Raw genomic sequence first — 22,306 nt, 5'->3', positions numbered from 1 at the left:
CCTGCTCCTCTCTGAGTGGGTCGGTTCCGGTTCGGGTGCCACCTCGTGGATGGGTGTACACCACCACCTGCAGAATGTATTCTGTATACACACCGTAAACCGGATGCCGGAACCGGTCAAGCCCCGCACCACCCCCTAGGCTTGCCCGCGACGGCCGAACGGCCCGGAGGGCGAAGATGGCGATCGAACGCAAGAACCTGCGCTCACAGGTGCGCGAGGAGCTCCTCACGCGCATGCGAGCGGGCGCGGTGCAGCCCGGCGAGGGCATCAACGAGGTCCAGCTCGCCGCCGAGCTCGGCGTCAGCCGCACCCCGCTCCGCGAGGCGCTCATCGCGCTCGAGAGCGAAGGGCAGATCACGAGCGAGAACGGCAAGGGGTTCCGCTTCATGCCGCTGAGCGCCAGCGAGTTCGAGGACCTCGCCCCGGTGCTCGCCGCGCTCGAGAGCCTCGCCCTCGAGCTGAGCCCCGTCGAGGAGCTGCAGCGCATCGGTGTGCGCCTCGCCGCCCTCGCGGCCGAGTTCGACCAGGAGCTCGTCGAGCACGCCTTCATCGTCGCGAAGGACGACGAGTGGCACGGCCTCATGCTCTCGGCCTGCCCGAACCAGCGGCTGCTCGACGTCATCGCGAGCGTGCGCGGCTCCTTCCACCGGTACGAGTCGCTGCTCGTGCCGAACGACGCCATGGTCGAACGCGTCGCCGCCGAGCACGCCGCGGTCGCCGCGCGCCTCGTCGAGGGCGATGTGCCGGGCGCGATCCTCGCGCTCAAGGCGAACTGGATGCACGGCATGCGCCGCATCCTCGAGAACGCGTCCAGCCCGTACTTCACGGCCTGAGCCGCCCGGCTCCATCCCCGGCCGGGAGGAGATCGGCACGCTCGGAGGTCACACCGGCGAATCCGCTCCTCCCGCGCCGCGAAAGTCCTCCGCATCCACGCTGAGCTCGACGGCGAGGTCGAGGAAGAGGGCCGCCGACCAGCCGAACGCCGTCGTCGCCGTGCGCGCCTTCCGCCCCGTCTCCGGGTTGAAGTACTCGTGCGGGCCGCCGCCGTGCACGACGAGGGCCACGGTCCGCTCGGCGAGCTCGCGGGCGAGCTCTGGCCGCCCGGAGCGGCGCAGCCCCTCCACGATGAGCCGGTTCGTGTTCACCCAGACGGGCCCGCGCCACATCCGCTCCGTCGAGAAGTCCGGATCGGCGGCCGACACGGTCGGCACCGCCCATGGTGTCGCGTAGCGCGCCGGATCGGCGAGCGCCGCCTCGAGCGCGTCGAGCACCGGGGCGGGCAGCTCGCCGGTGAGCAGCGGCATGAAGCCCACGATCGTGTCGCTCGCGACCCGCTCCCCCGCGGCCCGCGCCGTGAACCGGCCGCGCTCGGCGTCCCAGAGTCCGAGCAGCCGCTGCATCGTGGCGGCGGCGCGGTCGCGGTGCGCCGCAGGATCGCCCGCGGCATCCGCGCCGTAGCGCTCGGCGAGCCGGGCGAGCTCGAGGTCCTGCAGCACCAGGTATGCGCCGAGATCGGGCGCCGTCGTCGGCAGCGGGCCGTCGAAGATCGGGCTGTCGTCGAGCCCCGAGGAGTAGGGGTGCCCGTACTCGGGCAGACCGTCGCCGTCGAGGTCGCTGCCCGCGAACCACCAATCCTGCGATCGTCGGATCACGGCGAGCTGCTCGCGCGCCCAGTCGGGCCGATCCTCGACCTCGAGCACCTTCGCGAGCGCCCACGCCGCGAGCGGCGGCTTCGTGAGCGGTACGGGAGCGGCCGGGTCGGCGATGTCCGAGCCCGCGCGGCGCAGCCGATCGCGATCCGCCTGCGGCAGGTCGTCGCTCGTCGCGAGCACGCCCTCCTCGTGCACCACGTCCGGCAATTGCCCGTCGGCGCTCGGGAAGCGGAACGCGATCTCGAGCTGCTCGCGCGCGAGCGCCGGATCGCCGTGCCGCAGCCCGAGCGCGATGAAGTACGCGTCCCACTGCCAGACGCCGACGTAGCCGATCTTCGACGGCACGACGCCGCGCGCCGAGCCGAGCGCGGGCAGCTCCACGACGTTCGCGCCGAGCACCCACCAGCAGAAGGCCGCCATGGGCTGCAGCTCGGAGCGCACCACGGGGCACTTCGCGAACCAGTCGAGCCAGACCGTCTCGCTCTCGGCGAGCTCGGCGAGGTGCGCGGTGGATGCCTCGGCGCGCATGGCGCGCTCGGCGCCGACCGTCAGCCGGACCGCGCCGCCCGGTCCGCCGAGCCCCCGGCGCTCGCGCCCGCCGTCGGGCCGCAGCCACTCCACGGACAGCGGAGCATCGCCCGTCGCTCCGACCGTGAGCGCCGCGGCGCCCGCGAAGCCGAGCACGGCCGCTCCCCCGCCGAACTCGATCGCGTGCGGCAGCACCCCGGTGACGGGGAGCGGCTCGCCCGAGGCATCCAGCACCAGCAGTTCGTCGAGCACCCGGCACTCGTCGAGTCCGCGCTCGTACTCCGAGGTGTGCACCCGCAACGCCGTCGCCGGCGGGGGCGCCGCGCCCGCGCCGAGCAGCTCCGCGGCGGCCTCGCGGTCGGCCCGGAACACCAGCACCCGCGAGCGCGGCAGCGTGAACGGCGCCCGCGCCAGGTCGAGGTGCAGGCCTGCGAGACCCGCCAGCTCCGCGGCATCCGCCCGTGCAGTCATCGTCCCCCCAGCCCCGACGCGGCCATGCTGTTCAGGATGCGGCGCTGCCCGATCACGAACACGATGAGCATCGGGATCGTCGAGATCGCGCTGGCCGCCATCACCAGGCCGTAGTTGACCGAGCCGAACTGCCCCTGGAACGCCGAGAGCAGCAGCGGCACCGTGAAGAGATCGGGCGTGTTCAGCAGCACGAGCGGGAACAGGAAGGCGTTCCACACATCGAGCGCGACGATGATGCTGAGCGCCGCGAGCCCGGGCTTCAGGTTCGGCAGGATGATGCTCCAGAAGATCCGCCAGCGGCCGGCGCCGTCGACGATCGCGGCCTCCTCGAGCTCCTTCGGCAGCGACAGCACGAACTGCCGCATGAGGAACACCGCGAAGGGGTTCGCCAGCAGCCCCGGCACGATCAGCGCCAGGTGCGAGTCGACCCAGCCGAGCTGCGTCATCAGCAGGTAGAACGGGATCAGCGTCACCTGCTTCGGGATCATCTGCGTCGCGAGGAACAGGATGAAGAGCACCCTCGCCCCGCGGAAGCGGATCCGCGCGAAGGCGTAGCCCGCCATCGACGCCGTGAGCAGGGTGCCCGCGACGACGAGCGCCGCGATGTAGAGGCTGTTGAGGTACGCCTGGCCGAACGGCACCGCGTTCCATGCGTCCGCGTAGTTGTCGAAGGTCCACGGCTGCGGCAGCACCGACAGCGGGTCCTTCAGCAATTGCGGCAGCGTCTTGAACGAGGTGAGCAGCATCCAGAGGAACGGGAACACCATGGCGAGCCCGCCGACGACGAGCAGCGCGTGCAGCAGCGTCTGGCTGAGCCGCCGCTTGCCCTTGCCGGTGCGCGGCGCGCGGGGCCGGTAGCCCGGGGCGCTGAGCGCGATGGTCGAGTCGGTCGGGGGCAGCTGGGTGCCGTCGACGAGGCTGGGGTTCGTGAGACTCATGCGGCGTCGTCCTCGTAGTGCACGAACTTCTTCTGGGCCCCGAACTGGATCGCCGTGATGACGAGGGTCAGCAGGAGCAGGATCACGCTCGCCGCGCTCGACGGGCCGATCTGGAACTTGCCGAAGCCGAGATCGTAGATGTGGTAGACGATCGTGCGGGTCGCGTTGTCGGGGCCCGCGTTCGAGACCAGCACGTACACCGTGTCGAAGGTCTGCAGCGAGGAGATGAACGCGACGACTGAGGAGAAGAACACGATCGGCGAGAGCAGCGGCAGCCGGATGCTGCGGAACAGCCGCCACGCGCCGGCGCCGTCGATGCGGGCCGCCTCGATCACCGAGGGCGAGATGTTCTGCAGCCCGGCGAGGAAGATGACGACGTTCAGGCCGAGCGACGACCAGATCGTCACGATGCACACGGCGAGGAGGGCGAGCTTCGGGTCGCCCAGCCAGTCCGGCGGGTCGATGCCGAAGACGTTCGCGATCGTCGTGGAGAGCACGCCGTCGGCGCGGAACATCTGCTGCCAGATCATCGCGACTGCGACCGTCGAGGTGACCACCGGGGCGAAGAACAGCACGAGGTAGAGGGCGCGGGTCTTCAGGCGCTCGAGCGCGACCGCGATGACGACCGCGAGCCCGAGGCCGATCGGCACGGTGACGACCGCGATGATCAGCGTGTTCACGATCGAGCGCCAGAGGAGCTCGTCCTGGAACTGGGCGGTGAAGTTCTCGAAGCCGACCCAGCTGAGGTCGCTGAGGCCGTCCCAGCTCGCGAAGGCGAGCACGAGGCTCGCGGCGAACGGCAGCACGACGAAGACCGTCATGCCGATCAGCTGCGGACCGATGAAGAGGTAGCCCCAGCGCCGGTCGCGGCGGCGCCAGGCCGATTCCCTCCTGGGTGTCGCGGGCGGGGCGGATGCCGCAGGCAGCGCCTGCGGCATCCGCTCGCCGGTGGCGAGATCGCTCACGCTACTTCCCCGACTTCTCCGCGAGGGCTGCGGCCGCGTCGAGCGTCTGCTGCGCGTCGGCCTTGCCCTGGTAGAGCTTCAAGAACTCGTCGCTGATGCCCGTCGAGAGGCCGGGCACGCGCGCCTCGGCGGCGTAGTTGGTGAAGCCGATGTCGCGCATGTCGAGGAAGGTCTGGGCGTGCGCCGGGTAGCCGTCCTCGAGCACCACGTCGTCGGCGCCCTTGATCGACGGCACGGCGTTGCCGCCGCCCTCGAGGCGGAACGTCTGCCCCTCGGCCGAGAGGAACTCGGTCCAGAAGGTGAACGCGGCGTCCTTCGCCTGCGTCTTGCCGTTGATCGCGAGGAACGAGACGGCGACGCCGGTCGGCGCGGCCTGGCCGTCCGGGGTCGGCCAGCGCACGATGTCGTACGCGTCGGGCTCGCCCGCGGTCTGCACGGTGCCGATCGTGTAGCGGCCCTGCACGAAGAAGCCGGCCTTGTGGGTCACGAAGATGCTGTCCGCACCGGCGCCGTCGGGGAGGGTGTCCGCGACGACGAAGGTGCCGTCCTGGAACTGCGAGCCGAGCTCGCCGATGGCGGCCACGCTCGCCGGGTCGCTGTTCGCGGTGAACGCGCCCGACTCGTCGTACGGCGCGGGCAGGCCCTGCGAGGAGAGCCAGCTCCAGTGCGTCGCCCAGTAGTTCCAGAACATCGAGCCGGTGAGCCCGGCGTCCTTGAGCTTGGCGTTCATCTCGAGGTACTTCTCGGTCGTCCACTCGCCCTGCTCGGCGAGCGCGGCCGGGTCCTCGGTGATGCCGGCCGCGGCGAGCGCCGTCTTGTCGTACCAGAGCACGTCGGGGTTCGAGTCGTTCGGGGCGCCGTAGTACTCGCCGTCCTGCTCGGCCGCGCCGAAGAGGCCGGGGAAGAAGTCGTCGGGCTTCGTCTGGCTGTCCTTCGACTCCATCAGCTTCTTCAGCGGCATGAGCCGGCCGGAGTCGACGAACTGCCCCATCTTGTCGTCGCCGACGTAGAAGACGTCGGGGGCGGTGTTGCTGGCGAGCTGAGCGAGGAGCTTCGAGTGGTACTCCTCATAGCTCGCGACCGGCTGGAGCTTCACGGTGATGTCGGGGTGGCGCTTCATGAACTCCTTGTTGAAGTCCTGGTACCGGGTGAGCTCCTCGGCGGTTCCCCAGGTCGACCACACGACGGTGTTCGCGTCCTTTGCACCTCCCCCACCGCTGCACGCTGCCAGGCCGATGGCGAGAGCGCTCGCTGCGCCGATCGCCAACAGCCGCCTCATCTTCGAGTTCGCGCGGGCCATTCCGCTACCTCTTTCGTCATTGCAGGAGGAGCCGGCGACGAGCGCCGGTCGGGGGAACTGCTACCCAGTATTCTGTATACAAAACTCAGCCCCGTCAAGATCCCCTCCTCTCCCTCGCGCCTCCCTCACACAACTCAGGAACATCTGGCGGTTATGGGCGTCGAGGCATTCGCGCATCCGCGGGATTCCGGGGATGCCGATCGGGTTGCTCCTGAGTTGTCGCCTGTGGAGACGGGGCGGCGGGCAGCGCGGGGCTGGAGCGCGGGCGGCGCGGATGCCGGAGCAGCGCGCCTGCGACGCACGAACGCCCCGGGGCCGGGAGGCCTCGGGGCGTTCGGGCAGCGCGGCTCAGACGGCGGCGGGCAGCTTCGCGGCGACGAGCTCGGCGATCTGCACGGCGTTCAGCGCCGCACCCTTGCGCAGGTTGTCGTTCGAAACGAAGAGCACGAGGCCCTTGCCCTCGGGCGCCGACTGGTCGGCACGGATGCGGCCCACGTAGCTCGGGTCGCTGCCGGCGGCCTGGAGCGGCGTCGGCACGTCGCTGAGCTCGACGCCGGGGGCGGCGGCGAGCAGCTCGGTCGCCCGCTCGGGGGTGAGCTCGTTCGCGAACTCCGCATGGATCGAGAGGGAGTGCCCGGTGAACACCGGCACGCGCACGCAGGTGCCCGCCACGCGGAGGCCCGGCAGCTCGAGGATCTTGCGGCTCTCGTTGCGCAGCTTCTTCTCCTCGTCGGTCTCGTTGTCGCCGTCGTCGACGATCGAGCCGGCGAGCGGGATCACGTCGAAGGCGATCGGCCGGGGGAACTTCACCGGCTCGGGGAAGCGCACCGCGGCGCCGTCGTGGACGAGCTCGATCGCGTCCTGCGCGACAGCCGCGCGGGCCTGCTCAAGCAGTTCCTCGCCGCCCGCGAGCCCGGCGCCGGAGACCGCCTGGTAGGTCGAGATCATGAGCCGCTCGAGGCCGGCCTCCTCGTGCAGCACCTTCAGCACGGGCATCGCGGCCATCGTCGTGCAGTTCGGGTTCGCGATGATGCCCTTGCGCGCCTCGTCGATGGCGTGCGGGTTCACCTCGCTCACGACGAGCGGCACGTCGGGGTCCATCCGCCAGCCGCTCGAGTTGTCGATCACCGTGACGCCGGCCGCGGCGAACCGCGGCGCCTGGGCCTTCGAGAGCGTGGCGCCCGCGGAGAAGATCGCGAGGTCGAGGCCCGTCGGGTCGGCCGTCGAGGCGTCCTCGACGACGATCTGCTCGCCCTTGAACGGCAGGGTCGTGCCCGCCGAGCGGGCGGAGGCGAAGAAGCGGATGCTCGCGACCGGGAAGTCCCGCTCCTCGAGCAGGCGGCGCACGACCGCGCCGACCTGACCGGTGGCGCCGACGACGCCGATGTTCACACCGTTGCTCATGTTGTCCCTCTTACTCGTGGCTCTTCAAGTGTGCCCGACGTCGGGCGGCTGCCGGCCGGAACTGCGCGATCAGCGGCCGGATTGGCAGGAACGTCACGCATTCCGGCGGGATGCTTCGGCCGGATGCGCCGGCGCGGCGCCGCGGCATCCGAACCGTTCGCCCGGACTCAGCGGCCGGTGCCCGCGTGCACGACGGCGTCCTCGGCAGCGTCGAGGCCGAACGCCGTGTGCACGGCGATGGCGGCCTGGTTGACGCTGTCGGCGCGGGTGACGACCGAGATGCGGATCTCGGAGGTCGAGATCATCTCGATGTTGATGCCGGCCTCGTAGAGGGCCTCGAAGAGCTTCGCGGAGACGCCGGAGGCGTTGCGCATCGCGTTGCCGACGATCGAGAGCTTGCCGATCTGGTCGTCGTACTGCAGCGAGCCGAAGCCGATGGCCTCCTGGGCACCGGCGAGGGCGGTGAGCGCCTTCTCGCCGTCCGCCTTCGGCAGCGTGAAGGAGATGTCGGTCTTGCCGGTGGCGGCGGCCGAGACGTTCTGCACGATGACGTCGACGTTCGCGTTCGTGGCGGCGACGATCTTGAAGATCTTGGCGGCGACGCCCGGCTTGTCGGGGACCCCGACGACCGTGATCTTGGCCTCGGAGAGGTCGACGGCGACGCCGGCGATGACGGATTCTTCCACTTCGGCTCCTTCGGGGGCGCGCGAGGGGTCGTACACGACGGTCCCCTCGGTGTTGTTGAACGACGAGCGCACGTGCAGGGTCACGCCGTGGCGGCGCGCGTACTCGACGGCGCGGATGTGCAGCACCTTGGCGCCGGAGGCAGCGAGCTCGAGCATCTCCTCGCTCGTCACCCGGCCGAGCTTGTGCGCGCGCTTCACGACGCGGGGGTCGGCGGTGTAGACGCCGTCGACGTCGGTGTAGATCTCGCAGACGTCGGCCTCGAGCGCGGCGGCGAGCGCGACGGCGGTGGTGTCGCTGCCGCCCCGGCCGAGGGTCGTGATGTCGCGCGACTCGCGGCTGAAGCCCTGGAAGCCGGCGACGATGACGATGGCGCCGTCGTCGAGCGCCTCGCGCAGTCGCACCGGGGTGACGTCGACGATGCGGGCCGCGCCGTGCGTGGCATCCGTGATCATGCCGGCCTGGCTGCCGGTGAAGCTGCGCGCGTCGTGCCCCATGCTCTTGATGGCCATCGCGAGGAGCGCCATCGAGATGCGCTCGCCAGCCGAGAGGAGCATGTCGAGCTCGCGCGGCGCCTGGATCGGCGTGACCTCGTTCGCGAGGTCGAGCAGCTCGTCGGTGCTGTCGCCCATGGCCGAGACGGCGACGACCACGTCGTTGCCCGCCTTGCGCGTCTCGACGATGCGCTTCGCGACCCGCTTGATGCTCTCGGCGTCGGCGACGGACGATCCGCCGAACTTCTGCACGATCAAGCTCACGTGGCCTCCCGGGGTTCTGGGCGCGCGCGGGCCGACGGGCCCGTCGTCGGAGTCTTCATCATACGGCTGGCGGCATTCCCCGATCGCCATGTGACACCGCCGCCGGACGTCGGACCCTCGCCGCCGCGGGGAGCCGGGTCAGGCCCCGTGCGGGCGCGCCAGGTACCACTCGGTGAACTCGTCCGCCCGGCCGTCGTCGGCGAAGCGGATGACCCAGAGGTTCAGGTAGTCGCGCTCCGCGGGATACTCGGTGCGCCCCTGCACGAACGCGACGCCGGGGGCCTCGTGCAGCACCCACCAGTCGAACGACCACTCCCCCGGCGCGTCGGCGTCCTCGAGCCAGCCCGCGACGATCGCCTCACGGCCGCGTCTCGGTTCCGCGTCGGGTGCGGTCAGGTACACCGCGTCGTCGCTGAACAGCGCACCGATCTCGTCCGCGTCGTTGCCGCGCCAGGCGCGCAGATAGCCCGCCATCCACTCGGCCAGCCGCTCGCTCGGCGCCGTCCGCTCCCCGTCTGCCTTGCCGTGCATCCCGGATCCTCCCTCGACGGCGGGCGACGATCGCCCACGGTTCGTCCCGGCCTTCCTACGCCCGCCGCCCGGCCGCGTCAACCGCCCGCGGACCCTGTCGCGCCGCCCTGCCACGGCGCTACCATCGCCCCATGCCGGAACTGCGGGAGTGGGCGGAGTTCAACGTCGCGATGGTCGGCGCGACCGCGGCGCTCGCAGGTCTGCTGATCGTCGCGATGTCGGTGAACATCGCCCGGATCACCGGCGAGTCCTCGCTCACGGCGCGCATCGCGGGGAGTCTCGCGACGCTCGTGCTCGCGATCGTCACGACCGGGCTCGCGATCGCGCCGGCCCAGCCCGCCCGGCTCTTCGGGCTCGAGGTGCTGCTCGCCGCGCTCGCGGCGACCGCGTTCCAGGTGCATGCCGTGCGCAGCGTCTTCGCGGATCGCGCGCAGAGCCCGACCTTCGGCGTCCGGTTCGGGAAGTCGATCGCGGGGGTGCTGCCGCTCCTCGCGTACCTCGCGGGGGCGCTCCTCATCGTGATCGCGGGCGACGGCGGCGGCGGTGCGGGCCTGTGGCTGCTCGCTGCGGGCACGCTGCTCGCGATCGCCGCGTCGATCGTGCACGCCTGGGTCGTGCTCGTCGAAGTGCTGCGCTGACCGTGCGGCGATGCGCGCCAGGTTCGGCCGACGACGCAGCGCCGGGCCGGCTCAGCCGACGACGCGGCGGCCCTCGAAGGCGCGGCCGAGGGTGACCTCGTCGGCGTACTCGAGGTCGCCGCCGACGGGGAGGCCGGAGGCGAGGCGCGTGACCCGGATCTCGAGCGTCGTGAGCAGGCGGCTGAGGTAGGTCGCGGTCGCCTCGCCCTCGAGGTTCGGGTCGGTCGCGATGATGACCTCGCGCACGGTGCCGTCGGCGAGCCGCTGCATGAGCTGCCGGATGCGCAGCTCGTCGGGGCCGATGCCGTCGATCGGGCTGATCGCGCCCCCGAGCACGTGGTACAGCCCGCGGAACTCCCGGGTGCGCTCGATCGCGACGACGTCCTTCGCCTCTTCGACCACGCAGATCAGGGTGGCGTCGCGTCGTGGGTCGCGGCAGATCGAGCACGTCGCCTGCTCGGACACGTTGCCGCAGATGTCGCAGAATCGCACCTTGTCGCGCACCTCGAGCAGCACCTCGGCGAGTCGGGTGACGTCGAAGTGCTCGGTCTGCACGATGTGGAACGCGATGCGCTGCGCCGACTTCGGCCCGATACCGGGCAGGCGGCCGAGCTCGTCGATCAGCTCCTGGACGATGCCTTCGTACACGGGTTAGCCACGCTCCCCGTAGCCGCCACGACCGGGGGGCGGCGGCGCCTCGACCTCTTCGAGGAAGGTCGCGCCGAGCACCTCGCGGACGACGGCCTCGCCGTAGCGCTGGAAGCCGCCGGAGGACCCGCCGGCACGTCCGCCGCGGGGCGCGGCGGACGGTCGCTGAGCGGCGGGCGCGCGCGGCGGCTCGGCTGCCCGCTGCGCGGGTGCGCTCACCCCCGCCGCCGGCTGGGTCGCCGCGCGCTGCGGAGCCCGTTCGCTCGGTGCGGATGCCTCGCGCACCGGGGTCGCGTCGAGCTCGGGCTCGGGGCCCGGGTCGAACGGCGGCTCGTGGTCTTCCGGCGGTGCATCGGCGTCGTCGGGGGCCGGGGGCTCGTCGTCGCGCGTCGTCGCCGGCGCCGCGGCCGGCCGAGCGGTGGGCGCGGGCGGCGCGGGCGAGAGCGACGCGGCGACGGCGCCGATCGGCGCGGGCTCGACGGCTGCGGGCTCTTCGCGCGGGATCGCCACCGTCGCCCAGGAGTCGACGGGCCCTGCGTCGACAGGCCCTACGTCGACGGGCGCTGCGTCTGCGGCTGCCGGTCGTGCCGCCGACTTCGGCGCGGGCGCGGCGACGGTCGTCGACGTCGCGGACAGCGAGGACGAGGCCGGTTGTCGTGCCCCGTCGGCGGGGTCGGGCTGACTGCCGGCGGCCGGGGCCCCAGCGGGCGCCCGCTCGGCCGGTGCCGGCTCGCCCGCGAACGCGGCCTCGGGCTTCGCGATGTACTTCACGCGCACGCCGAGCACGTGCTCGATGGCCTCGCGCAGCAGTTCGGCGACGCTCTGCCCGGGCGGGCCGCCGCGGAAGCCCTCGACGTCCTGCACGCTCGGGAACGAGAGCACGAGCACGTCGCCGTCGCGGTAGTCGCGGACCTTCGCCGTGAACGCGACCATCCAGGCCGTGCGCTTGCGGCTCTGCAGCACCGACAGCACCTCGGGCCACGCGTCGCGGAACTGCGGCAGCGAGATCGGACCGCTCGGCTTGGGCGCGGGTGCCGTCGGTGCGGCCGCGGGCGCCGCGTCGGACGGAGCTTCGGTCGCGGCAGGCGGTTCGGCTGCGGCGGCGGGCTCGGCGCTCTCCGGCTCAGGCGAGGAGCCGCCGGGCGACGCGGGCTCAGGTCGGGCCGGCTCACGCTTCGGCGCGGCAGCGGCCGCAGGAGCGGCAGCCGCCGCAGGGCCGGGAGCCGCAGCAGGAGCGGCAGGCTGCCGGACCGCGGGCGCCGCAGCCGGCGCGGGCGCGACCGCCTGCGCCGACGCGGCAGCCGGTGCGGCAGGCACGCCGCCCACCGCGGTCGGCGGCACGAGCACTCGGGCGAGCATGAGCTCGAGGTGCAGCCGCGGGGAGGTGGCCCCGGTCATCTCGGTGAGGGTCTGGTTGACGAGGTCGGCGACGCGCGACAGCTCGGCGGGCCCGAAGGCGCGGGCCTGCACGGCCATGCGCGCGAGCTCGTCGTCGGGCACCCCGCGGAGCACCGCGGCGGCGGCTTCGGGCGACGACGCCGCGACCACGATGAGATCGCGCAGGCGCTCGAGCAGGTCTTCGACGAAGCGGCGCGGGTCTTGCCCGGTCTGCACGACCCGGTCGGCGGCGGCGAACGCCCCCGCCGAGTCGCGGACGCCGATCGCGTCGATGACCTCGTCGAGCAGGGCGCCGTGGGTGTACCCCAGCAGCGCGACGGCGCGCTCGTAGTCGATGGTCGAGCCTTCGGAGCCGGCGATGAGCTGATCGAGGAGCGAGAGGGTGTCTCGCGGAGAACCGCCGCCGGCCCGCACGACGAGGGCGAGCACGCCGGGCTCGACCTGGATGCCCTCTTCGGCGCAGAGCTGCTGCACGTACTCGAGCATGGGCGCGGGCGGCACGAGGCGGAACGGGTAGTGGTGGGTGCGCGAGCGGATGGTGCCGAGCACCTTCTCGGGCTCGGTCGTGGCGAAGACGAACTTGACGTGCTCCGGCGGCTCTTCGACGATCTTCAGCAGCGCGTTGAAGCCGCCGGAGGTCACCATGTGCGCCTCGTCGATGATGAAGATCTTGAAGCGGTCGCGCGCCGGGGCGAAGATCGCGCGCTCGCGCAGGTCGCGCGCATCGTCGACGCCGCCGTGGCTGGCCGCGTCGATCTCGACGACGTCGAGCGAGCCGCCGCCACCGCGGGCGAGTTCGACGCAGCTGGGGCAGACGCCGCACGGTGAGTCGGTGGGGCCCTCGGCGCAGTTCAGGCAGCGGGCGAGGATGCGGGCCGAGGTGGTCTTGCCGCAGCCGCGCGGGCCGCTGAACAGATAGGCGTGGTTCACCCGATCGGTGCGCAGCGCGGTCATCAACGGCTCGGTGACCTGCGATTGGCCGATCATCTCGGCGAAGGTCTCGGGCCGGTAGCGGCGATAGAGGGCGGTGACCACCACACAATCGTAGCCACCCCCGCCGACACGCCTCCCCCATCGGGGCATCCGGCGGGCGTAGCATGCCAGGACGCCGGATGCCATCGCCGGACCGGCGGAGAGGGGCGACGATGACCAGGCACTTCAGCGACTCCCGGCTGGCGAAGTTCGAGGAGGCGCTCCGGGCCGAGCGCACCGAGGCGGAGGCCCGCCTCGCCGAGCATCGCGAGGGCATGGCCGAGGTCCGCAGCGCACGATCGGATGCCTCGGCCGACGACGAGCACGACCCCGAGGGCCCGACGATGACGCAGGAATGGTCGCAACGCACGGCCGTGCTCGCCGACGCGGAATTCGAGCTCGCCGAGGTCGACCGGGCCCTGGCCCGGCTCGCGGACGGCAGCTACGGCGTGTGCACGAACTGCGGCAAGCCGATCGCGGTCGCGCGCCTCGAGGCGCGGCCCACGGCGACGCTCTGCATCGACTGCGCCCGGCTCGCCGGCTGACCGAAGCCGGCACGGCCCCGCGCCCCCGCCCGCGCACGAGAGCGGGGGCCGGCGCCGCGGCACCGACCCCCGATCCCGCTCCTGCTAGGCGCGGCGCCGCTTGCCTCGGAGCGCCACCAGGAGCGCACCGAACCCGGCGATCAGCGCCGCCACCCCGCCGAGCACCGCGGGGGCGGCGTCGAACCCGGTGGAGGCCATCGCGCCCGATCGGTACGTGTAGGCCTTCGCGAGCGTCGCCGTGCCGCAGTCGGCGCTGCCGACCACGGTGACGTCGACGACGCCGGTTCCGGCCGGGGCGACGGCGACGATCGTGCGATCGTCGACCACCCGGAACGAGCTCGCGTGCTTCGAGCCGAACTTCACGGCGGTCGCGCCCGTGAAGCACTGCCCGCTGATCGTCACCTCGGTGCCGCCGGTCGACGGCCCGCCGGGCGGCGTCACCGCGTCGATGTCGGCGGGCGTGTAGGTGTACGTCAGCGGCTCGCTCGTGCCTCCGGCCGCGGTGACGGTCACCTCGACGGGACCGACCGCGTGCGGCGGGGTCACGAAGTCGACCCGGCTGTCGCTCACCTGGGTGAACGGCACCGACTCTCCGTCGAGCAGCAGCTCGGTCGCGCCGCCGAGGCCCGTTCCGGTCACCTGCACGGCCGTTCCACCGCTCGCCGGGCCGCGGTCCGGCATGAGCGCGAGCGCGTTCACCGGCGGCAGGTAGCTGTAGCCGTCGGGCAGCGTTCCGGTGCCGCAGTCCCCGACGCCGACGACGCTCACGTCGACGACACCGGTGCCGGCGGGCACCACGGCCGTGATCTCGGTGTCGCTCACCACGCTGAAGCTCGTGGCCGAGGTCCCGCCGAACAGCACGTCCGTCGCTCCGGTGAAGCAGGATCCGGTGATCGTCACCTCGGTGCCGCCCGCCTCGGGCCCGGTCGGCGGGTCGACCTCGTCGACCGTCGCGACCGGGTTGTAGGTGAACGGCAGCGACTCGGAGCCGAGCGGGTTGGTCACCACGACCTCCACCAGCCCGGGGGCGTGCGGCGGGGTGACGAACGTCACCGTGCCGTCGTCCTCGATCGTGAACGGCACCGACTCGCCGTCGACCGTGACCCCGGTCGTGGAGTCGAGGCCGGCGCCCGAGATCGTCACCGTGGTCCCGCCGGTCTCCGGCCCGTGGTCGGGGCTGAGCGCCGCGAGGCCGAGCGGCGGGATGAAGGTGAACGTCATCGGTTCGCTCTCCCCGCCGGCCGTGGTGATCGTGACGTCGGCGGGCCCGGCGGCGTGCGCGGCCGTCGTGAAGGTCACCTCGGTGCCGCTCACCTGGGTGAAGGGCAGGGACGCCCCGTCCACGGCGACCTCGGTCGCCCCCGCGAGGTCGGTGCCCGTGATGGTCACGGGCGTGCCGCCGCTCGTCGGACCGTGATCGGGCGCGAGCGAGGTGATCGCCGGCGCCGGCACGAAGGTGAACCGCATCCCGTCGCTCTCCCCGCCCGTCGTCGTGATCGTGACGTCCACCGTCCCGGCCGCGTGCGGCTCGGTCGTGAACGTCACCTCGGTGCCGCTCACCTGGGTGAAGTCGACGGATGTTCCGTCCACCGACACCTCGCTCGCTCCGGCGAGGTCGGTGCCGGTGATCGTGACGAGCGTGCCGCCCGAAGCCGGCCCCTCGTCGGGAGCCAGCGAGGTGATCACCGGTGCCGGGACGAAAGTGAACGTCATCGGTGCGCTCTCGCCGCCCGCGGTCGTGACGGTCACGTCCACCGGGCCGGCGGCGTGCGCCGCCGTCGTGAACGTCACCTGCGTGCCGCTCAGCTGGGTGAAGGCGACGGATGCCCCGTCGACCGAGACCTCGGTCGCCCCGGCGAGATCGGTGCCCGTGATGGTCACGAGCGTGCCGCCCGCCGTCGGCCCTTCGTCAGGAGCCAGCGAGGTGATCACCGGCGCCGGGACGAAGGTGAACGGCAGCGCGTTGCTCGGCCCGCCCGTGGTGGTGACGACGACGTTCACGGCGCCGGCCGCGTGCGGCTCGGTCGTGAAGGTCACCTCGGTGCCGCTCACCTGGGTGAAGGCCACCGGCGCGCCGTCGACCGTCACTCCCGTCGTGCCGGCGAGGTCGGTGCCCGTGATCGTCACGAACGTGCCGCCCGCCGTCGGCCCCTCGTCGGGGTCGAGCGCGGTGAGCACCGGTGCCGGCACGTAGGTGAACGGCATCGCGTTGCTCGCGCCGCCGGGCGTCGTCACGATCACGTCGACCTGGCCCGCGGCGTGCGCCGGGGTGAGGAAGGTGAGCTGCGTTCCGCTCACCTGGGTGAACGGCACCGGGGCCCCGTCCACGGTGAGCTCCGTCGCGCCGGCGAGGTTCGTGCCGTCGACCGTGACGAGCGTGAGCCCGGACGTCGGCCCTGCGGAGGGCGTGAGCGAGGCGATCACGGGCACGTCGTAGTAGGTGAACGTGAGGGGGTTGCTCTCCCCCGTCGGCGTCGTCACGACGACCTCGACCGGCCCGGCGGCGTGCGGCGGGGTCACGATCGTGATCTCGGTCGAACTCACTCCGGTGAACGCCACCGGGGTGCCGTCGACCGTCACCTCGGTGGCATCCCCGAGGTCGCTGCCCGTGATCGTCACCGGCGTGCCGCCCGCCGTCGGCCCGACATCCGGGTCGAGCTCCGTGAGGAGCGGCGCGGGCAGGTAGGTGAAGGTGAGCGGGCCGCTCGTGCCGCCCGGGGTGGTGACGGTCACGTCGACCGGACCGACCGCGTGCGGCGGCGTCGTGAAGCTCAGCTGCGTGCCGCTCACCGGGGTGAAGGGCACCGAGGCGCCATCGACGGTGACTGCGGTCGCGCCCGCGAGATCCGTCCCGTCGATCGTGACCGGCGTGCCGCCCGAAGCCGGCCCCTCGTCCGGGGTCAGCGTCGTGATCACCGGCGCCGGGACGTAGGTGAAGGTCATCGGAGCGCTCTCGCCGCCCGGCGTCGTGATCGTCACGTCCACCGGACCGGCCGCGTGCGGCTCGGTCGTGAACGTCACCTGCGTGCCGCTGACCTGGGTGAAGGCGACGGATGCCCCGTCCACCGACACCGCGCTGGCATCCCCGAGGTCGGTGCCCGTGATCGTCACGGGCGTGCCGCCGGCGGTCGGACCCTGGTTCGGCGCGAGCGAGGTGATCGTCGGAGCCGGCACGTAGGTGAACGTCATCGGGGCGCTCGTGCCGCCCGGCGTCGTGATCGTCACGTCGACCGGTCCGGCCGCGTGCGGCGCGGTGGTGAACGTCACCTCGGTGCCGCTCACCTGGCTGAAGGCGACGGATGCCCCGTCCACCGACACGTCGGTGGCGCCGCCGAGGTCGGTGCCCGTGATGGTCACGGGCGTGCCGCCGGCCGTGGGACCGGAGTCGGGTGCGAGGGAGGTGATCTCCGGCGCCGGGATGAACGTGAACGGCAGCGCGTTACTCGTGCCGCCCGGCGTCGTGACCGTCACGTTCACCGGGCCGGGCGCGTGCGCCGTGGTGGTGAACGTCACCTGGGTGCCGCTCACCTGGGTGAACGTCGCCGGAGCACCGTCGACCGTGACCTGACTGGCGTCGGCGAGGTCGGTGCCCGTGATCGTCACGAGCGTGCCGCCGCCCTCGGGCCCCTGGTTCGGCGAGAGCGTCGTGAGGACCGGCGGCAGCGCCGCGGCGAGCACGGTCGAGGAGGCCAGGTCGAGCTTGGCCAGATCGGAGTCCGCGACGTTCGGCAGCAGTGTGACGCTGAGCGCGCGGACGGTGAACGAGCCCGGCCCGAGGTCGCCGCCCGATTCGTTCAGCGGGGCTTCGGTCGGCTGCTCGTTGATGCGGATGACGACGAGGTTCGCGAGCAGTCCGTCGAGGGCGGGCTCGAGCAGTGTGAGCAGCGCATCGACGACGCCGTTCAGCGCCGTCGTGATCTCGCCGCTCGTGCTGGTGAGCAGCGTCTGGATCGGCGCGACCACGCCGGCGAGGATGGTCGGCACGATCGTGTTCGTCACGGTCGTGAGCACCGAGGCGAGCAGCGTGTTGATGTCGACGCCGGTGCAGATCCCGCCGACCTCGACGCCGAGGCAGGTGGGCACGCCCGGCAGCAGCTGCAGCTGGGACAGGTCGGCGGTCGCGGTGCCGTTCAGGAACTGCGTGAGGGTGCCGTTGATGATGATCGGCGCGTTCACGAGCTGCAGTCCGCCGAGGGCCGGCAGGGCGACGACGCTGAGCCCGACGTTGAGCGAGATCTGCGTCGAGGCGAGCAGCGCGTCGAGGCCGCCGGTGAGGTGGCCGACCAGCTTGCCGAGGGCCTGGTTGACGCCGTCGGTGATCATCCCGATCACCTCGGGCGTGAGCACGCTGGTGTTGGCGGGCAGCCCGTTCAGGTTCGGCCCGCCGGGGTTGACCAGTTCGGCGAGGTCGACCGAGACGGTGCCGTCGGTGAGGTTCACCGAGACGGCGCCGTCGTCGCTGTACAGGATCGCGTTCGGTCCGCCGAGGAGCTGGTCCACGAGCTGGCTCAGGTTCGGTGGCGTCACGGCGATCGTCGCGTCGCCGAGGCTGACCGAGGCGACGCCGAGGAGCTGGATGTCGGCGATCGCGTCGACCACCCCCTGCACGGCGCCCCCCGGCCCGGCGAGCGCTTCGAGGTCGCTGGTGAGCTCCGTGGTCGCGGTGTTCAGCGTGCCGCGCAGCTGGGTCGCGAGTCCCGCGACCGCGGGGCTGGAGAGCTGGAGCCCGAGGTCGGTGACGCGGTAGTCGCTCGTGATGCCGGTGCCGCCGTTCTTCGCGGCGCGGGTGGCGAGGGCCCCGACCTCCAGGGACGCCTCGTCGATGAGCTCGTCGGTGACGGCGGCGACGCCGAGCTGGTCCAGCAGGTCGGTGAGGTTCACCGTCGCGTTGCCGAAGTCGGCGGGGTCGGCGTCCTCGGACACGGAGATCGTCCCGTCGTCGGCGACCGCGCCGCTCGCGGCGACCGAGTCCGTCGTGGATGCGGTGCCGGCGTAGCTGTTGACGACCCCGATCTCGCCGAGGTTCAGCAGGCCGGGCCCCGTGCCGTCGGTCAGCAGCGGAACCTGCACCAGCCCGTTGCCGATGAGGTCGACCTGCAGCCCCAGTGCTTGCAGCACCGCCAGGTCGAACGGGTCGGCCTCACTCGGCGGGCCGCCCGGATCGGAGGCGTAGGCGTAGGCCAGGTCCGCCGCCTGCAGTTGCAGCAGATCGGCTCCCAGGAACTGGCCGAGCGCTTGGGACGGATCCGACGGCGCGGCCTGCGCACCGAGTGCGCCACCGCCCCCGACGACGAGCAGGGCCACGGTGCCGGCGGCAAGTCCGCGCACCACCCCCGCCCGCCTGGATCTCGACGGGGCATCCCCCCGCCGAAGCTTCCCGAACCCGGACATGCGTGTACGCGGACGCGACATTTTCCCTCCCCCGTGGGCGAAGCCGTTCCCCTCGGCTTCGTCGCCTTCCGACGCAGCGTGTCGATCGCTGCGGTCGATGGCGCACACGCTGCCACAGGAGCTGAGCCGGATTCAAGACTTCGATGAAAAATCCTCGCCATCCCCCCGAATTGGGGTGAGCATCGCTCATCTCCACGCGCGCGGGCCCCCTCGCGCGGGCGCGCGCAGGCCTCCGCGCACCCCGGCGCGCACTCCCGCGTGCACCCCCGCGCGAGGCGTCCGCCCTCGGGACCGCATGGCCTCCGAAAGGGGGACACCAGTCCGGCTGACGAAGGAGTACGTTGCCGCGCAAGGGAAACCGTCGCGAATGCGGCACATCGGGGGAAACATGCATCAGGACACTGTTGCGACCGCTCCGGCGGCGACGCGGGCCGGGGGGCCCGCGCAGCCGCCGGACGGCGCGGACGGGGCGCGGGGGCGCCGGAAGATCATGGCGATACTGGCCGGAGGGCTGGTGCTCGGCGTCGGCGCGGCGATCACGCTCGCCGCGTGGACGGATCGGGAATTCGCGAGCGGCGCGTTCGGCTCCGGGGCGTTCTCGCTCGTCGGCAGCCCCGACGGGACCGCGTTCAGCGAGCACCCGACTGCGCCGGGAGCGGCGCTCACCTTCGCCGTCGGAGCCGACCGACTGACGCCGAACGCGACGGTGTATCACCTGTTCTCGCTGAAGCTCGGCACGGGGTCGAACTACGGCGCCGACCTCACGCTCACCTCGAACGGCACGGGGACCATCGCGCCGAACGTCAGCTACGGCATCGTCGATGTCGGCACCGGGACCAGCTGCGACGCAACCGCGTTCGCCGCCGGCACCGCGGTCGTGCCGGACTCGACTCCGGCCACGCTGACGACGCCCGACGAGATCGGCACGCTCGCTTCGCTCACCGAGCAGCGCAACTACTGCATCGCGGTCACCGCGAGCGGCGCGCTCGGCCAGTCGCAGACGGGCTCGATCACGTGGGAGTTCCTCGGCACCTCAGCGGCCCCGATCTCGTAGGCCGATCGTGCCGCGGCACCGCAGCTGGCGCGGTCCGCACGGCGTCGCCCGCCGTCGGCTCCTCGCCATCCTCGCCTCCGGACTCGTGCTCGGCGTCGGCGCCACCGCGACCCTGGCCGCGTGGAACGACGCCGAGGTGGGCACCGGCAGCTTCAGCGCGAGCGTCTTCGTCTCGGAGGCGAAGGACACCGCGTCGGCGAGCTACGCCCAGACGAGCGACGCCGCCCCGGCGACACTGACCTTCGCCGTCGCCGGCCTCTCACCGTCGGCGACCGCGACCGCGGGGCTCGACGTCCGCACGACTGCCGGGACCACCGTGGATGGTCAGGCGGTGCTGTCGGCGATCGCGACGGGCGGCACCGGCACGCTCACGGCGCAGCTCGACTACAAGGTCGCGGTGCTCGCCGGCACCGGCACGGCGTGCAGCGACTCGTCGATCTACACCGACGCCACGTTCACCGACACGACGGCGGCCGTGCCGGCGGGCAAGGGGGCGGCCATCACCAAGGCCGCGGGCAACGTCGTGCGGTTCTGCTTCCAGGTGCGGATGAAGCCGACCGCACCGAGCACGATCCAGGGGCAGAGCGGCACGCTGAAGTGGACGGTCACGACCACCTCGAACCAGTGATCGCAGACCTCGACGGGGGACGGGGCAGGAATGACGGAGACGACGTGAGCGCCGGGCGGGTCGGGCGCGCGGCGGGCGATGCGGTGCTGTTCCTGCTCGCCGCGGCGGGGGCGGTCTGCATCGCCCTCGTGGTCGCCGCGCTCGCGTTCAACATCACGATCATGCTCTTCGCGACCGGCTCGATGAGCCCGACGATCCCGGCCGGCTCGGCCGCGCTCGTCCGCGAGATCCCGGCCGGCGAAGTGCAGCTCGGCGATGTCGTCACCGTCGAGCGCGACGGGCGGCTGCCCGTCACCCACCGCGTCGTCGGCGTCGACGCCTCGCCGAGCGGCGACGGCGAGCGGCGCGCGCTCACGCTGCGGGGCGACGCGAATCCGGTCGACGATCCGTCGCCGTACGATGTCGCCACCGTGCGGATCGTGCTGTGGTCGGTGCCGGGCGTCGCGGGCGTCATCACGGCGCTCCAGCAGCCGATCGTGCTCGGCGGGCTGACGCTCGGGCTGACCGCGCTCGTGCTCTGGGCGTTCTGGCCGCGCGGCCCCCGGGCGCCCCGCGCGCCGAGGCCGCCGCGGCGGCACGAGCGGCGGCGCGACGCCGACGCCGAGCCCGAGGCATCCACCGCGCGTGCACGGATCGGAGCCCTGGGCGCCGTCGCCGCGCTCGCGGTCGCGGCCGCCGCGGCGCTCGGCGGCGCGCCCGCGCAGGCGGCGCCGCTCGAGCGGGTGGTACAGGGCGAGTTCCTCAGGCTCGCGATCGTCGGCGATCCGCTCGCCCTCGCACGCCTCGCGCCCGGGCAGTCCGCCACCCTCCTGCTCGGCGCGTCCACCGTCGCGCGCGCCACCGGCACGATCGCGCTCCGGCTCGACGTCGCGGTGCCGCAGCCGACGCCCCTCCTGCTGCGGGTGCTCGCTTGCGACGGCGCCCCCGTCGCCGGCAGCTGCGCGCCCGGCCGCGAGCTCGTGCCCGAACGCCGGCTCGACGCCTCGTTCACCGGCCTTGCGCTCGGCGAGGTCCCGGGCCATCCGGGCGGCTGGCTTCGCTTCGACGTGCGGATGCCGGAGCAGGACGCCGTGGCGGGGACCCGCGCCGAGTGGCGGGTGCAGGCGGACGGCTTCGGCGAGCTCCTCGACACCGGGGGCGACGGCGGGCCCGGAGCGGCGATCCCCCGGACCGGGCTGGCGGCGAGCGGAGCCGCGCCCGAGCTCCGGCTGCTGCTGGCAGCCGGGCTCCTCGCGCTCGGGGCGGCGCTCAGCCTCGTCGGAGCGCAGGCGCGCCGACGCCGAAGGCGGCCGTCGTGACCCGGCGCGGGCCGGCGCCGACCCGCGCGGCGGTGGGACTCGCCGCCGTGGTCGTACTCGCCCTGATGACGTTCCCCGCGCGGCCGACCGAGGCCGCCTGGAGCGACGCCGAGGCTGGCATCGGCACCGTCTCGGCGGCGACGATCCCGGCGCCGACGGCCCTCGCGACCGCATGCACGGCATCGAATGTGCTCGGCTCCGCACGCATCTCCATCACCTGGCAGCTCCCCGCCGGATACGCGGTCGGCGAAGCCGTCTACAAGGCCGGGACCAACCCCCTGCTGCTCGAGGTCGTGCTGCTCGGCAGCACGCTCACGACGACCGGCCCGAGCGGCGGCTCGTACACGACGACGTACACGGGCGGACTCCTGAACGCCGCGCTCGGCGGCACCGGCTACCTCTCGGTCTCGATGCAGCGCTCCGGCTGGACCTCGTCGCAGCGGCTCGTCACGGCGAGCCTGCCCGCCCTGATCGGCACGGGGACGTGCACGGTCACGTGAAGG

17 protein-coding genes are annotated in these 22,306 nt (G+C 72.7%); 7 read left to right on the top strand and 10 right to left on the bottom strand.

What is annotated here, in order from left to right:
• Window positions 1–176 precede the first annotated feature (176 nt).
• Window positions 177–833 carry a GntR family transcriptional regulator gene (locus tag MTP13_RS10485; protein WP_243567696.1) on the top strand — a complete coding sequence of 219 codons (657 nt, stop codon included), beginning with the start codon at window positions 177–179 and terminating at the stop codon, window positions 831–833.
• Window positions 834–881: 48 nt separating this feature from the next.
• Here MTP13_RS10485 and MTP13_RS10480 read toward each other — a convergent pair whose 3' ends face one another.
• The 7 genes from MTP13_RS10480 to MTP13_RS10450 form a co-directional block, all read right to left on the bottom strand.
• Complete coding sequence (locus tag MTP13_RS10480) at window positions 882–2,651, bottom strand: amylo-alpha-1,6-glucosidase (RefSeq protein WP_243567695.1); 1,770 nt, start codon at window positions 2,649–2,651, stop codon at window positions 882–884.
• Complete coding sequence (locus MTP13_RS10475) at window positions 2,648–3,589, bottom strand: carbohydrate ABC transporter permease (RefSeq protein ID WP_243567694.1); 942 nt, start codon at window positions 3,587–3,589, stop codon at window positions 2,648–2,650. Before MTP13_RS10475 ends, MTP13_RS10480 begins: the two co-directional genes overlap by 4 nt.
• On the bottom strand, window positions 3,586–4,554 hold the full coding sequence (locus MTP13_RS10470; RefSeq protein WP_243567693.1) for a carbohydrate ABC transporter permease: 969 nt from the start codon (window positions 4,552–4,554) through the stop codon (window positions 3,586–3,588). Before MTP13_RS10470 ends, MTP13_RS10475 begins: the two co-directional genes overlap by 4 nt.
• Window position 4,555: 1 nt before the next feature.
• Window positions 4,556–5,854 carry an ABC transporter substrate-binding protein gene (locus MTP13_RS10465; RefSeq protein ID WP_243567692.1) on the bottom strand — a complete coding sequence of 433 codons (1,299 nt, stop codon included), beginning with the start codon at window positions 5,852–5,854 and terminating at the stop codon, window positions 4,556–4,558.
• 348 nt (window positions 5,855–6,202) lie between these two features.
• On the bottom strand, window positions 6,203–7,258 hold the full coding sequence (locus MTP13_RS10460; protein ID WP_243567691.1) for an aspartate-semialdehyde dehydrogenase: 1,056 nt from the start codon (window positions 7,256–7,258) through the stop codon (window positions 6,203–6,205).
• Between the two features lie 167 nt (window positions 7,259–7,425).
• Window positions 7,426–8,700, bottom strand: a complete 1,275-nt coding sequence (locus tag MTP13_RS10455) for an aspartate kinase (protein WP_243567689.1) — start codon at window positions 8,698–8,700, stop codon at window positions 7,426–7,428.
• Between the two features lie 138 nt (window positions 8,701–8,838).
• A complete protein-coding gene (locus MTP13_RS10450; protein ID WP_243567688.1) occupies window positions 8,839–9,231 on the bottom strand; it encodes a nuclear transport factor 2 family protein in 393 nt (130 codons plus the stop codon).
• A gap of 131 nt (window positions 9,232–9,362) precedes the next feature.
• Here MTP13_RS10450 and MTP13_RS10445 point away from each other — a divergent pair, with 131 nt between their 5' ends.
• The gene (locus MTP13_RS10445) at window positions 9,363–9,869 is read left to right on the top strand and encodes a hypothetical protein (RefSeq protein ID WP_243567687.1); all 507 of its coding nucleotides are present in this window, start codon (window positions 9,363–9,365) and stop codon (window positions 9,867–9,869) included.
• Window positions 9,870–9,920: 51 nt separating this feature from the next.
• Here the strand turns inward: MTP13_RS10445 and recR are convergent, their stop codons facing one another.
• Together recR and MTP13_RS10435 are read right to left on the bottom strand one after the other, a co-directional pair.
• Window positions 9,921–10,517 (bottom strand): recombination mediator RecR, encoded by a 597-nt coding sequence (recR, locus tag MTP13_RS10440; protein ID WP_243567685.1) that lies wholly within the window; start codon window positions 10,515–10,517, stop codon window positions 9,921–9,923.
• Window positions 10,518–10,520: 3 nt separating this feature from the next.
• Window positions 10,521–12,950: a DNA polymerase III subunit gamma and tau gene (locus MTP13_RS10435; protein WP_243567683.1), complete on the bottom strand. Its 2,430-nt coding sequence runs from the start codon at window positions 12,948–12,950 to the stop codon at window positions 10,521–10,523.
• A 110-nt stretch (window positions 12,951–13,060) separates the two neighbouring features.
• Here MTP13_RS10435 and MTP13_RS10430 point away from each other — a divergent pair, with 110 nt between their 5' ends.
• Window positions 13,061–13,432, top strand: a complete 372-nt coding sequence (locus MTP13_RS10430; RefSeq protein ID WP_243567681.1) for a TraR/DksA family transcriptional regulator — start codon at window positions 13,061–13,063, stop codon at window positions 13,430–13,432.
• Window positions 13,433–13,516: 84 nt separating this feature from the next.
• Here MTP13_RS10430 and MTP13_RS10425 read toward each other — a convergent pair whose 3' ends face one another.
• The gene (locus MTP13_RS10425) at window positions 13,517–18,763 is read right to left on the bottom strand and encodes an IPT/TIG domain-containing protein (RefSeq protein ID WP_243567678.1); all 5,247 of its coding nucleotides are present in this window, start codon (window positions 18,761–18,763) and stop codon (window positions 13,517–13,519) included.
• Between the two features lie 550 nt (window positions 18,764–19,313).
• Here MTP13_RS10425 and MTP13_RS10420 point away from each other — a divergent pair.
• From MTP13_RS10420 to MTP13_RS10405, 4 genes are read left to right on the top strand one after another with little or no spacing between them, the layout of a single operon-like run.
• On the top strand, window positions 19,314–19,877 hold the full coding sequence (locus MTP13_RS10420; RefSeq protein WP_243567677.1) for a SipW-dependent-type signal peptide-containing protein: 564 nt from the start codon (window positions 19,314–19,316) through the stop codon (window positions 19,875–19,877).
• A gap of 7 nt (window positions 19,878–19,884) precedes the next feature.
• Window positions 19,885–20,505 (top strand): SipW-dependent-type signal peptide-containing protein, encoded by a 621-nt coding sequence (locus tag MTP13_RS10415; RefSeq protein WP_243567676.1) that lies wholly within the window; start codon window positions 19,885–19,887, stop codon window positions 20,503–20,505.
• Between the two features lie 44 nt (window positions 20,506–20,549).
• Entirely contained in the window at window positions 20,550–21,803 is a 1,254-nt protein-coding gene (locus MTP13_RS10410; protein ID WP_243567675.1) for a S24/S26 family peptidase, read from the top strand.
• Complete coding sequence (locus tag MTP13_RS10405; protein WP_243567674.1) at window positions 21,800–22,303, top strand: hypothetical protein; 504 nt, start codon at window positions 21,800–21,802, stop codon at window positions 22,301–22,303. Before MTP13_RS10410 ends, MTP13_RS10405 begins: the two co-directional genes overlap by 4 nt.
• The last annotated feature ends 3 nt before the right edge of the window (window positions 22,304–22,306 follow it).

The sequence above is a fragment of the Agromyces soli genome (assembly GCF_022811605.1).
In the GTDB taxonomy this organism is placed as follows: domain Bacteria; phylum Actinomycetota; class Actinomycetes; order Actinomycetales; family Microbacteriaceae; genus Agromyces; species Agromyces soli.
The sequence above is the reverse complement of the archived record's forward strand: the minus strand, read 5'-3'. Positions and strand labels throughout refer to the sequence as shown.